This window comes from Pararhodobacter sp. CCB-MM2, assembly GCF_001691415.1.
In the GTDB taxonomy this organism is placed as follows: Bacteria; Pseudomonadota; Alphaproteobacteria; order Rhodobacterales; family Rhodobacteraceae; genus Pararhodobacter.
The window spans coordinates 302,748-314,957 of sequence record NZ_LRRR01000002.1; the positions used below are offsets into that span (position 1 = coordinate 302,748).

Genomic DNA, 12,210 nt, shown 5'->3' on the forward strand with positions numbered 1-12,210 from the left:
CAGCTCAGTCGTGATTCCGAAGGCCCTGCTGCATGATCACTCACAAGACCAAGTACGCCCTCAAGGCCCTGATGGTGCTTGCGGACGAGGCGGGGGGTGATGGCGACGCCCTGCGCATTGAAGAGGTCGCCCTGCGCTCTGGCGCGCCGAAGCGGTTTCTTGAGCATATCCTTCTCGACCTCAAACGCGCCGGGCTGATCGGCAGCCGCCGCGGGCGCAACGGGGGCTATGAGCTGATCAAGAACCCGGCCCATGTCTCGTTGGCCGAAGTGCTGCGCCTGATCGACGGCCCCCTCGCGCCCCTGCCCTGCCTGTCCCGGCGTGCCTATCAGCGGTGCGAGGATTGCACCGACGAGGCGACCTGCCGCGTGCGCGCCGTTTTCGGCGGGTTCTACGCCACCTATCTTCTGATGATCGAATCGCTGACCCTGGCCGATTTGAAAGCGGACGAGAGCCCCCTCGAACGCTTTGCCCTGCCAACTCCCAGCGGCGGAGAATAATCCTCCAAATACACGACCAAAATAGGCGTGATTATTCCTTTGCAATACACGACTAAATCTGTCGTTATTGTCGTGTCGCGACGGCGAATGCCGATCGCGACGCGATCAGACCGTGTTCAGCAAAGGAGCGACGCATGTCCTACGCCCTTCCAACCGGCCGCCACGCGCGGCGATTGAATCGACGCCTCGGCCTGTTCACCTTGGCCACGATGGCCCTTGCGGCCGGCGCCTTCCCCGGCCTCCCCGCGCAGGCGCAGGGGATAGAGCTGCTCAATGTCTCCTATGACCCGACGCGCGAATTCTACCGTGATTACAATGCGCTGTTCGCTGAGCATTGGGCATCGCTGGGCCATGAGCCGATCACCATCCAGCAATCGCATGGGGGCTCGGGCGGTCAGGCGCGCGCGGTAATCGACGGACTCGGCGCCAGCGTGGTGACGCTGGCGCTGGCCGGCGATATCGACGTGATCGCCGAGCGTACGGGCCGCATCCCGGCGGATTGGCAGAGCCGTCTGCCGCAGAATTCCTCGCCCTATACCTCGACCATCGTGTTCCTGGTGCGGGAGGGCAATCCACTGGGGATCGAGGATTGGGACGATCTGGTGACCGGCGATGTGCAGGTCATCACGCCCAATCCCAAGACCTCGGGCGGGGCGCGCTGGAACTTCCTCGCCGCCTGGGCCTATGCCGAGGCGAACGGGCAGGATCCGCGCGATTTCGTGACGCAACTCTACCAGAATGTCCCGGTGCTCGATACCGGCGCGCGCGGCGCGACCACGACCTTCACCCAGCGCGGCCTCGGCGATGTGCTGCTGGCTTGGGAGAACGAAGCCTTCCTTGCGCTGGCCGAGATGGGCGAGGAGTCTTTCGACATCGTCGTGCCCTCGGTCTCGATCCGGGCCGAGCCGCCCGTCGCCCTGGTCGAGGGCAACCTGACCGATGACACCCAACGCGCGGCGGCTCAGGAATATCTCGAGTATCTCTATAGCCCTGAGGCGCAGGCCCTCGCGCTGCGGCACTATTACCGCGCTTGGGACACGTCGGCCGCGACACCCGAGGACATCGCGCGCTTTCCCGATCTGACGCTGGTCACCATTGAGGATTTCGGCGGCTGGGAAACCGCACAGCCCGAAATCTTCGGTGATGGCGGCGTCTTCGACCAGATCTACGAGGAGTGAGCCCATGACCGCCCTCCTGCTCCGCTCCCGCTCGCCGTTGCCGGGTTTCGGCCTGAGCTTCGGCATCACGCTGGCGATGCTGTCGCTGGTGGTCCTCCTGCCGATCGGCGCATTGCTGGGCAGGGGGGCGCTGATCGGTCCCGGCGAAATCTGGTCGATGCTGGACAGCCGCCGGGTCTGGAACGCGCTCGCACTGTCCTTCCGCGCGGCGCTGATCGCCTCGCTGTTCAACCTCGTCTTCGGCCTCGTGCTGGCCTGGGTACTGGTGCGCTACCGCTTCCCCGGCCGCCGGCTGGTCGACGCGGCCATCGACTTGCCTTTCGCGCTGCCCACCGCCGTGGCGGGCATCGCGCTGACCGCGCTCTACGCACCGAACGGCGTGTTCGGCCGGCTGCTGGCGCCCCTCGGGCTGCAGGTCGCCTATACCGAGCGGGGCATCTGGCTGGCGCTGATCTTCATCGGCCTGCCCTTCGTGGTGCGCGCGGTACAACCGGTGATCGAGGATCTGGACGCGGAGGTCGAGGAAGCCTCGGCCACCTTGGGCGCGCGGCGCCTGACCACGTTGCGCCGGGTGGTGCTACCGACGCTGACACCGGCGCTGCTGACAGGCTTCGCGCTGGCTCTGGCGCGGTCGGTGGGCGAATACGGCTCGGTAATCTTCATCGCCGGCAACCTGCCCAACGTGACCGAGATCGCGCCGCTGCTGATCGTCATCCGGCTGGAGGAATTCAACTACGACGCCGCCACGGCGATTGGCCTCGCCATGCTGGCGATCAGCTTTGCCCTGCTCTTCCTCATCAACGCCCTGCAGGTCTGGAACCGACGGAGGATCGGCCATGCGTGACAATACCGAGAACCGCCCCCCGCCCGGATCGGGCTTCGGCCTCGCCGTGGCGCTTGGCCTGCCCGGCTTCCTTACCGCCCTCGCCTTGTTCTGGGGCGGCGCCGGCTGGCCGCTCGCCGTGGCGATCCATGTCGGCGCGCAGATGCTGGCCGCGCTGACGCTGCTCGCCTGGGATTTCCGACCGTCCACCCGCCGTTTTCGCGGCTTATTCCCGGAGGCCCTGCATGTCCCTCTCGCGGTCTGACGCGCCCCGCCCCGCCCGCGCCTTCACCCCGGTCACGACCGAGCCCACGGGCGCGCGCCGGGCCCTGATCGGCGGCGCGATGCTGCTGGTCGCGCTGATCCTCTTCGCGCCCCTGATCGCGGTCTTCGCGGAAGCCTTGTCGCAGGGCTGGGGCGCGGTGAGCGAGGCCCTGTCCAGCGCGGATGCCCGCGCCGCGATCCGCCTGACGATCCTCACCGCGGTGCTGGCGGTGCCCCTGAACGCGGTGTTCGGCATCGCCGCCGCCTGGGCCATCGCGCGCTTCGATTTCCGCGGCAAGGCTTTCCTGATCACGCTGATCGACCTGCCCTTCTCGGTCTCGCCGGTGGTGGCCGGGCTGTCGCTGGTGTTGCTCTATGGCGTGAACACCAGCTTCGGCGCCTGGCTGCAGGGCCACGATGTGACCATCGTCTTCGCCTTCCCGGCGATCCTGCTGGCCACGCTCTTCGTCACCTTCCCCTTCGTCGCGCGCGAGCTTATCCCGGTGATGATGGAGCAAGGCGCAGCCGAGGAAGAGGCGGCGCTCACGCTCGGCGCCTCAGGCTGGCGGGTGTTCCGCACCGTGACGCTGCCGAATATCCGCTGGGCGCTGCTCTATGGCGTGCTTCTGTCCAACGCCCGCGCGATGGGGGAATTCGGCGCGGTGGCGGTGGTCTCCGGCAAGATCCGCGGCGAGACCACCACCATGCCGATCATGATCGAGATGCTCTACAACGAGTACCTCGCCGTTGCCGCCTTCTCGCTGGCCTCGGTACTGGCGCTGCTGGCGCTGCTCACCCTTGCCCTGAAATCCCTGCTGGAATGGCGCCATGCCGGCCTTTTGGCCGCCACGCGCCGCCATTGACCCCGAATGGAGTTTGCCATGAATATCGATATCGACGACCTGGCCAAGGATTTCGGCGCCACTCGCGCGCTGGACCCCGTGCGGCTGACCATCTCCTCGGGCGCGTTGGTGGCGCTGCTGGGGCCTTCGGGCTCGGGCAAGACAACGCTCCTGCGCATCCTCGCGGGGCTCGATTTCCCCAGTTCGGGGCGGGTGCTGTTTGACGGGCGCGACGCGACCGGCCTGTCGGTGCAGGAACGCCGCGCGGGTTTCGTGTTCCAGCATTACGCGCTGTTCCGGCATATGTCGGTCTTCGAGAACATCGCCTATGGCCTGCGGGCCCGCCCTCGCCGCGAACGTCCGGCCGAGGCCGAGATCACCCGCCGGGTCACCAACCTGCTGGCGATGATCCGCCTGCCCGACATCGCCGCGCGCTATCCCTCGCAGCTGTCAGGGGGCCAGCGCCAGCGGGTCGCGCTGGCCCGCGCGCTGGCGATCGAGCCGCGGATGCTCTTGCTGGACGAGCCCTTCGGCGCGCTCGATGCCCGCGTGCGTCGGGAGCTGCGTCAGGGCCTGCGCGAGATCCATGACCGCACCGGGCTCACCACCGTCTTCGTGACGCATGATCAGGAGGAGGCGATGGAACTGGCCGATCTGGTGGTGGTCATGTCGATGGGCCGGATCGAGCAGATCGGCAAACCCGCCGAAATCCGCGCCCGCCCTGCCAGCGATTTCGTACGCGACTTCGTCACGGGTTAGGCGCGCGACCTGCCGAGGGGACAGCCGGCCCGCAGGGTGTCGCCAGCCGCAAAGACCCGACCAACAGCGATGGGAGATCGCCCAAGATGACCGCACAGACCCTTGACCGCATCGACCGGAAGATCCTCCAAGCACTGATGGAGGACGCGACCCTGCCTGTTGCGCAGCTTGCCGACAGGGTCGGCCTTTCTCAGACGCCGTGCTGGAAGCGGGTGCAAAAGCTCGAGGCCTTGGGCGTCATCACCCGACGCGTCGCGATCGTGGATCCGGCGTCGATCGGTCTGGGCCTGACGGTCTTCGTTGAAATAGAGGCTCTGGATCACACGCCGGAATGGCGGGCCGTAATGCGCGAGATCGTCCGCAACCTGCCCGCGATCGTCAGCGTGCATCGTTTGGCGGGCGAGGTCGATTACCTGCTGAAGGTGGTGGTGCCCGACATGGCCGCCTTCGACCTGTTCTATCTGGACCTCAGCCGCCGCATGCCTTGCCGCAACATCACCTCCAAGTTCTCGATGGAGGTCATTCTGGACACCACGGCTCTGCCAATCGAGATTGATGTCCCCTGAAGGGCGCGGCGTCCGCTTGCCGTCAAAGCAAGCGGACAGCCGTGACCCCGGCGACGATCAGGATTGCGCTGCCCAGCAGCAACTCGGCGACCACCAGCCCGCGGAACACCGCGCCCTGCTCCGGCAGGAACCGCAGCACCCCTCGCCGGGCAGCGGTGGCGGCAAGGCCGGCGGACAGTGTCACGGTCATGGTCCCCACCCCCATGGCCAGCGCGCCGATGATGCCGATGGCATCCAGATCCAGCCGCCATGTGAGGAACAGCACGAACAAGGCGCTGGTGCAGGGCCGCAACGCGACACTGGCGATCAGCGCGACCGTTTCCTTCCAGCTTCCCGCCGCCGCCAAACTGGCCGGGTCCGCCGCATGGCTATGGCCGCAGCCGCAGCTATCGTCATGAGGGCCGTGGTGATGGACATGCGGGGCCGGCGGGTGATCCATGCCGGGCGCGGATACTGTCAGCCGTCGCACGGCGCGCAAGGCGACCATCAGGCCCAGCAAGGCAAGAAAGGCAAACGAGATCGGCTCGATCCGGCTGGCCAGGGCCTCGACACTGTCACGCGCCCCGTTCAACAGCCACACGGCGCCATAGACGACCAGCACGGCCGTCACGCTTTGCAAGAAGCTCGACAGGCCCGCCAGCATCATGATCCGCGACGACGCAACCGGCGCGGCGGCCGCATAGGCGGCGATCACGCCCTTGCCGTGGCCGGGTCCGAGGGCATGAAGCAAGCCATAGAGATAGCACAGGCCGAAGAAGCTCAGCACCGCCCCCGGCTGCCCGTTGCGCATCGCCCGCAAGGCCCCGGCGAGCGCATTCTGGGACTGCCGCTGAACGTCGAGCGCCATCTCGGCGAGGCTCGACTGGAACGCGACAGCCAGCAGGGCCAGCCCGACAAAGACCGCAAGCCCGAGCGCGAGGACGATCAGTCTGCGCATGACAGGGTGAAGATGTCGGCAAAGGCGTCGCCGACCAAAGGTTCCTGATCCTGCATCAGGATCTGCTCTTCCGTCAGCCCGCCGAGCAGCCGTTCATAGAGGCTTCGTGCCGCGCCGAGATCGGCCTCCGTGCGTGTCACGTCGCACCCCAGATCCGCCGTGATCGTCGGAAGCTCAGGCACGTCGTAGTATATGTAATAGGTCGGGTCATAGGCCTGAAGCTGCAAGGTCAGGCCTTCCGTCGGGATTGGTGCTGTCAGCGGCCTGCGGAAATCGAGGGTGAACTGCCCCTCGCTCAAGGTGACGATCATCTCGTCAGGCCGCCCGAGGGGAATCGCCTGCCCCGCCACCCTGAGGCTGAGATCACCCGCATAATCGTCGGGCCAATCGCTGAACCGCACGGCCAGATCCGCGCGTTCCTCGGGCGACAGCATCCCGTCGCCATCCCTGTCGAGGTCCAGATCTTCAAGCGTCAGCAGGGACATGAGCTCATCCCAGACCCAGACGACATGCACGCTTGCCAGCCGCCCCTCGGCATCGGTCTCAAAAGTGAGATGTGTCTCCACGAATTCATGCGGATGCGCCACCGCGCGATCCGGCTCAAGACCGGCGACGGCGAGGCACAGGAGGAGAACGGCGAGACAGCGCATGGGCATGGCTTAGGACAGCCGACAGCGAATGGCCATTCACAACTTGCCGCGCCAAGGGCTGGGGATCTTCGGGTCATGTCGCCCACCCGTCGCGCGACAACATCGACCGTTCGGCGCGCGAAAGATGCGCCAGCGCCTGTGCCGTGTCGCCATCATAGCGCGTCAGCGATCGCCGCCAGATCTTCAGCGCAGACTGTGGCGACCACGGCAGCGCCGCCTGCGCCAGCCATCCGCGAAGCTCGGGCGGCAGGCGGTCGAAAGTCGACATCGGGTTGCCGCGCGCTGCCCGCCGCTTCAGACCGCTGCGCAGGTTGGACGAAGGCCCGGTCACGGCGCGCCCCTCAGGCCGCTTGCGGCGCGCGGCGCCAGACCGGGAACGGATCGGGTAGATCTTGCCACAGCTGCGGGGTGAAACCCTCGGCGTCGTTTATCAGCGCCGCATCCAGCGCCGCCGTGATCGCGGCGCGGTCCATGCCGGTGCCGATGAACACCAGCTCCTGCCGGCGGTCACCGAAGGGCTCCTGCCAATGGGCCTCCAGATAGGCACGCGCCTGAGGGTGATCGGGCCGCCGGTCCTCGGGCACGGTCGCCCACCAGATGCCCAAGGGCTTGACGCTGGACAAGGCCCCGGCGAGCGAGAATTCCGCCAGCCAATCCGGGCGGGTGGCGATCCAGAAATGCCCCTTGGCCCGGATCACGCCGCTCAGGGAGCCGTTCAGCACATCGTGGACCCGCTGCGGGTGGAACGGCCGTCGCGCGCGGTAGACGAAGGACGAGACGCCGTATTCTTCGGTCTCCGGCACATGATCGGCGAAGCCATAGAGCTCCTTGGCCCACAACGGATTCATCTGCGCCTTGTCGAAGTCGAAAAGCCCGGTGTCGAAGATCCGGTCCTGCGCGACACGGCCATAATCGGCCTCGATGATCTGCGCCTCGGGATTGAGCGCCGTGACGATCTTGCGCGCGGCGTCCAGTCGCGCGGGCCCGGCATCGCCCGCCTTGTTGAGCACCACCACATCGGCAAATTCGATCTGGTCGACCAACAGGTCCACGAGGGTCCGTTCATCCTGCTCGCCCAAAGATTCCCCGCGATCCTTGAGGAAATCATGGCTGCTGTAATCGCCCAGCAGGTTCACCGCATCGACGACCGTAACCATGGTGTCCAGCCGCGCCACGTCGCTCAGGCTCTCGCCGTCTTCGTCGCGGAAATCGAAGGTCGCGGCGACGGGCAAGGGCTCGGAGATGCCGGTGCTTTCGATCAGCAGGTAGTCGAAGCGCCCCTCATGGGCGAGGCGCCGCACCTCGACCAACAGGTCGTCGCGCAGGGTGCAGCAGATGCAGCCATTGGACATCTCGACCAGCTTTTCTTCGGTATGGCTCAGATCGGCACCGCCTTCGCGCACCAGATCGGCGTCGATGTTCACCTCGGACATGTCATTGACGATGACCGCGACCCGTCGGCCGTCCCGATTGTTCAGGACGCTGTTCAAGAGGGTGGTCTTCCCGGCCCCTAGAAAGCCCGAGAGGACGGTCACAGGGAGGCGCTTGTCGGTGGCTGGCATTGGAGGTCTCGGCTCTACAAAGTAGTTATGTTATACTATAACTATCCGAAGACTGAAACGATGCGCAAGCCCCAACACGCGTCGCGGCGGCGATGAAGGGAAGCCGTGGCTGTCAGGAACATGGCCAAGCAAGCCGGCGCGTCGGAGGTTGGGACCTGCGCCTGGGGTCTGCCGCCCTTCGGGATGTTGTAGGCCATGAGCTGACGCGCGAAGGCCTCTCACGCCGCGTTCACCGTTGGGCTGCCATCAGGTCACGCCCGTGACCAAACCATGCCGATCACCAGAAACCGGCCCAGTTGTGTCGCGGCTGACCTTGCCGAGCCTGTTGAGGCCACAGCCATGGGTCAGGTCAGGGGTGCCCCGCTCCATCGACAGGCCCAAGGGAAAACCCCGCCATCAAATCTTGCGCCAGCACGCGTGAGGCGTCGCTATGGCGCCCATCGGCAAGGGTCACCCGAAGCCTCGGCCCGGATCCGGGCGTCGTTTTGCCGGGATACGACAGAAGGCTGACATCCCGTTCGATCCCCTCAGGCACTCGGGCAAATCCCCAGCCCGGCGCCTGCGGCCCGGCGATGGCAAGGCCCGACGTCTCATCCGGGACCACCTTTCCGAACGCACCGGCGTCAAGCGGGCCCTCTTCAAGGCCGATGCCTCGCAGGAACGCAGGCTCCGCCAACCGCGTCACGGTGGAGAAGCCAAGGTCATTCTCCGGCCATTGCCAATCCGCCACCCCCGTCAGGCGAAGGCCCTCACCCTCCCTGACCGCCAGCCCGAAGAAGCCGCGCAAGAGTCCGGCTGCCGCGCGTTGCAGGCGCATTGGCACCGGCCCCGCGCCATCATCCCCTGCGAAATGCAGGAGGGGCGCATGCGTGATCACCACCAAAGCTGCGCCGAATCCCTGACGATGCAGCATCTGCCGCAGGCTTTCGCCCAGCGGGAAATAGCCGTCGATGATGTCCTCGAAGAACCGGCCTGCGACGGGAAGATCGTCCATACCGGCCTCAGAACAGGTTGAAATATTCAGCCTGTTCCCATTCCGAGATGGTCGACAGGTAGCGGCCCCATTCCGCGCGCTTCAGCTGCGCGAGGTAGCGGACGAAATCCGGCCCCAGTGTGCGGGCATAAAGCGTGCTGTTTTCAAATGCGGTGATCGCGGCGTCGAGGCTTCCCGGCAGGCTCTGCTGATCGTCGGCATAGGGCGTCAGCGTCGGCGGCGGGGCCTCGGCCCCGCGCTCCAGCCCGTCGAGGCCCGAGAGGATCTGCCCGGCCAGCGCGTAATAGGGGTTCGCGGCGGTATCGGCGACGCGGTTCTCGATCCGCGCGGCGGGATCGCCCGCGTAGAACAGCGCGCGCAGCATAGCCCCGCGGTTGTCCGTCGCCCATTGCACCCGGTTCGGGGCCAGCTGGAAGGCGCTGAACCGCTTGTAGCCATTCACCGTGGGATTGGTCAGTAGGCAGGTGGCGGGCGCGTGTTCCAGCAGCCCGGCGAGCCAGCTCGAGGCCTCGGGCGTGGGTTCGCCATCGACCGGCGGGGTGAAGACATTCTGCCCGGTCCGGCGCGAGACCAAAGATTGGTGGATATGCCAGCCATTCGCCACGGCATTGGCAACGCGGGGCTTGGGCATGAAGCTGGCATGCAGGCCTTGGCGATGGCAGATCTCCTTCACCATCATGCGGAACAGCACGAAGCGGTCGGCCTGCGTCAGCGGATCGGAGGCATCGAAGGTGAATTCGAATTGCGAGGGCCCCATCTCGATCTCCATCGAGCGGGGGGCGAGGCCCATCGCCTCAGCGCTGCGGCGGATCTCGTCGAGCAGCGGCTCCACGGCGCCGTAGCGCGTCTCGGTCAGGAAGGCCCAGCCCTGCGTCGTGTTGCGCGTGGCCAAGGGCGCGGGGGGGAACGTCGCCTGATCATGCCCCAGCCCGTCATCGCTGACGGAAAAGACCTGAAACTCGACCTCCAGCCCCATCACTGCGTCATGCCCCGTCGCCGCCAGCCGCTCCATCGCCCGGCGCAGGACCCCGCGCGGCGAGACCGAGACCCGCTGGCCCGACCGATAGGCGAGATCGCAGAGGATGACGGCGGAATGCGGCGACCAGGGCAGCGGCGTGAAGCTCGAGGCATCGGGAACCAGCAGCAGATCGCCGGCCCCGGCCAGCGACACGCCGTCCAGCGTCAGCCCGTCCTTCCAGACATCGAACACCGTGCGATGCGCCGTGTCCTTGAGGATCAGCGTCGAGGGCACCGACAGGCCCGAGGCCAGCACCGAGCCCAGGGTCCGCGCGGCGATGGCCTTGCCGCGCAGGATGCCGTGCTGATCGGCGAAAAGGACGCGGATCGTCTCGAACCCCTCGGCCTGCACCCTGTCCAGCAATTCGGCACCCGCGCGCGCCTGTTCCTCGGTCAAGAGGCCGCGCTCGTAGAGAGCGCCCTTCGTCATCCCGTCCATCTCACACCATCGCATCCCAGGGGCAGGCTGCCCGCCGCGCCAGATCGGCCGCCCGGGAACTGTCCTGCCAATCGGCGGTTTCGGCAATGGCGTCGTTCGACAGCGGCCCGAGGATCGCGGCGGCCCCGGCGCCATGCATCGGCAGCGCCGCCCGGTCGCCCTGCTCCAGCGCGTCCATCATCCGCCGCAGCATCCGGCGGTAGCGGATGATCGCCACATCCGAGCGGCCCAGATGCTCCTGCGTGCGGTCCTGAATGGCACCCATCCCCTCGACCGCCCATTGGTCATGCACATTGATATCAAGGCCCATGCCGGTATAGGTCAGCGCCGCCTGCTCGGCCGGGTCGTAATGGTAATCGTTGCGGCGGTTCTTCAGGGGCGCGTAATCCGGCAGGCGGTGTTCCTTCAGCCGCTGCGCGCGCATCAGATCCTTGTTCACCGGTTTGTCGAAGCTGGTGAAGACCGTGACCCAGTAGCAGGTCTGATCATCCACCGGGACATGCCATTGGGTGATGGTCATCTCGCGCGACATCGGGATGCAGATCGCCTCGGGGAAGATCTGGTTGGTGACGCGGACATGGGTATGGCCGTTCTCCATATGCCGCAGCGCGGTGATTTTCAGGCCGTACTCCGTCTCGTCGACGCGGATCTCCGGCCGGGGATAGTCGCGAAGCAGCTTGGTCATCGGAATGTCGGTCGCGCCCGCCTTGTCACGGAACTGCTTGCCATAGCTGTCGGCGGGGTCCTCATCCTCGAGGAAGCGGTGCAGGAACGAGGCATGCGCCGGGTCGATGCCGATCTCCAGGGCCTGCAGCCAGTTGCATTCCCAGAGGCCCTTGAAGGCGAAGACATGGCTGTCGGGCGCGCGGAAGCAGTCGAAGGCGGGGAAAGGCGGCGGGTCGCCGGCGCCGAGATAGGCGAAGATCAGGCCGGCGCGGGTCTCGGTCGGATAGACCGGACCCTCGGGGTCAATCTGGATGGCGTCGGACGCGGGGTAATGCGTCGGCGCCTCGCCCGTTGAGGCCACACGGGTCGCCAGCTCAAGCCCCTGCGCGCCCTGCCGCAGGACCAGCCGCTCGCCCAGCAGGTTCACCGGGACCAGCGGCCCATGCGCCAGCTCATCCACCAAGGCGGCGGGTTGCCAATATTGCCGCAGCACGGCACCCGCCGGGGTGCCGGGGGCGATGCGGGTGATGCGGTCATTAAGCTGCTGGCTGATCATGCGTGCCCCTCCGAAGCGGCCTGTTCCAGTTCCCTGCCGACCTGCGCCCAGATCGCCCCTTCTGCTTCGCGCACGGGGATCATCGGGATGCGGATCTGTTCATGCATGCGCGAGCCCTCGGGCTCGGCCGGTTGTTCGACGCATTGGCCGCTGCGGTCGAAATGCCAGCCGTGGAACGGGCAGCGCAGGCCGTTGTCTTCCAGCCGACCGTAGCACAGATCCGCGCCGCGATGCGGGCAATGACGACCGATCAGGCCCAACTGCCCCTCGTCGTCGCGAAACAGCACCAATGCGCGACCGGCCAGCGTTACGGGGATCAAGGGGCGTGGACGGTCGAGATCCGCGCTCAGGGCGATTTGCACCCAGCCCTCCGGCATTGGCTCTGTCATGCTGACCTCCCGCTTGCATGTCGTGCGATTATCGCACATACTGCGCGATATACGAACTTTGCCAGAGT

Annotated in this window: 15 protein-coding genes; 7 read left to right on the plus strand and 8 right to left on the minus strand. The window is 66.5% G+C overall.

From position 1 onward, the window contains the following. Positions 1–32: 32 nt before the first annotated feature. From BCY78_RS04235 to BCY78_RS04265, 7 genes are all read left to right on the plus strand, one after another. Positions 33–500: an Rrf2 family transcriptional regulator gene (locus BCY78_RS04235; RefSeq protein WP_068298308.1), complete on the plus strand. Its 468-nt coding sequence runs from the start codon at positions 33–35 to the stop codon at positions 498–500. 209 nt (positions 501–709) lie between these two features. After that, positions 710–1,678 carry a sulfate ABC transporter substrate-binding protein gene (locus tag BCY78_RS04240; protein WP_068298667.1) on the plus strand — a complete coding sequence of 323 codons (969 nt, stop codon included), beginning with the start codon at positions 710–712 and terminating at the stop codon, positions 1,676–1,678. A 4-nt stretch (positions 1,679–1,682) separates the two neighbouring features. Next, entirely contained in the window at positions 1,683–2,522 is an 840-nt protein-coding gene (gene cysT, locus BCY78_RS04245) for a sulfate ABC transporter permease subunit CysT (RefSeq protein WP_068298311.1), read from the plus strand. Further along, the gene (locus BCY78_RS04250; RefSeq protein ID WP_068298314.1) at positions 2,515–2,766 is read left to right on the plus strand and encodes a hypothetical protein; all 252 of its coding nucleotides are present in this window, start codon (positions 2,515–2,517) and stop codon (positions 2,764–2,766) included. Before cysT ends, BCY78_RS04250 begins: the two co-directional genes overlap by 8 nt. Beyond that, the gene (gene cysW, locus BCY78_RS04255; RefSeq protein ID WP_068298316.1) at positions 2,747–3,628 is read left to right on the plus strand and encodes a sulfate ABC transporter permease subunit CysW; all 882 of its coding nucleotides are present in this window, start codon (positions 2,747–2,749) and stop codon (positions 3,626–3,628) included. Before BCY78_RS04250 ends, cysW begins: the two co-directional genes overlap by 20 nt. Before the next feature lie 18 nt (positions 3,629–3,646). Then, positions 3,647–4,366 (plus strand): sulfate/molybdate ABC transporter ATP-binding protein, encoded by a 720-nt coding sequence (locus BCY78_RS04260; RefSeq protein WP_068298319.1) that lies wholly within the window; start codon positions 3,647–3,649, stop codon positions 4,364–4,366. 86 nt (positions 4,367–4,452) lie between these two features. Continuing rightward, positions 4,453–4,932, plus strand: a complete 480-nt coding sequence (locus tag BCY78_RS04265; protein ID WP_068298321.1) for an Lrp/AsnC family transcriptional regulator — start codon at positions 4,453–4,455, stop codon at positions 4,930–4,932. 22 nt (positions 4,933–4,954) lie between these two features. On the opposite strand, the gene BCY78_RS04270 is transcribed toward BCY78_RS04265, so the two are convergent. The 8 genes from BCY78_RS04270 to BCY78_RS04305 all read right to left on the minus strand — a co-directional run bounded on the left by BCY78_RS04270 (position 4,955) and on the right by BCY78_RS04305 (position 12,142). Further along, positions 4,955–5,869 (minus strand): nickel/cobalt transporter, encoded by a 915-nt coding sequence (locus BCY78_RS04270; RefSeq protein WP_068298324.1) that lies wholly within the window; start codon positions 5,867–5,869, stop codon positions 4,955–4,957. Next, on the minus strand, positions 5,857–6,525 hold the full coding sequence (locus BCY78_RS04275; RefSeq protein ID WP_083194809.1) for a DUF1007 family protein: 669 nt from the start codon (positions 6,523–6,525) through the stop codon (positions 5,857–5,859). The genes BCY78_RS04270 and BCY78_RS04275 overlap by 13 nt, the downstream gene beginning before the upstream one ends. A 67-nt stretch (positions 6,526–6,592) precedes the next feature. Continuing rightward, a complete protein-coding gene (locus tag BCY78_RS04280; protein ID WP_255402827.1) occupies positions 6,593–6,850 on the minus strand; it encodes a DUF6525 family protein in 258 nt (85 codons plus the stop codon). Positions 6,851–6,860: 10 nt separating this feature from the next. Then, the gene (gene zigA / locus BCY78_RS04285) at positions 6,861–8,081 is read right to left on the minus strand and encodes a zinc metallochaperone GTPase ZigA (RefSeq protein WP_068298326.1); all 1,221 of its coding nucleotides are present in this window, start codon (positions 8,079–8,081) and stop codon (positions 6,861–6,863) included. A 349-nt stretch (positions 8,082–8,430) separates the two neighbouring features. Then, on the minus strand, positions 8,431–9,075 hold the full coding sequence (locus BCY78_RS04290; RefSeq protein ID WP_068298329.1) for a hypothetical protein: 645 nt from the start codon (positions 9,073–9,075) through the stop codon (positions 8,431–8,433). Between the two features lie 7 nt (positions 9,076–9,082). Continuing rightward, on the minus strand, positions 9,083–10,522 hold the full coding sequence (locus tag BCY78_RS04295; protein ID WP_233499345.1) for a glutamine synthetase family protein: 1,440 nt from the start codon (positions 10,520–10,522) through the stop codon (positions 9,083–9,085). A gap of 10 nt (positions 10,523–10,532) precedes the next feature. Continuing rightward, the gene (locus tag BCY78_RS04300; protein WP_068298335.1) at positions 10,533–11,753 is read right to left on the minus strand and encodes an aromatic ring-hydroxylating dioxygenase subunit alpha; all 1,221 of its coding nucleotides are present in this window, start codon (positions 11,751–11,753) and stop codon (positions 10,533–10,535) included. Then, entirely contained in the window at positions 11,750–12,142 is a 393-nt protein-coding gene (locus tag BCY78_RS04305; RefSeq protein WP_233499346.1) for a Rieske 2Fe-2S domain-containing protein, read from the minus strand. The genes BCY78_RS04300 and BCY78_RS04305 overlap by 4 nt, the downstream gene beginning before the upstream one ends. Between the last annotated feature and the right edge of the window lie 68 nt (positions 12,143–12,210).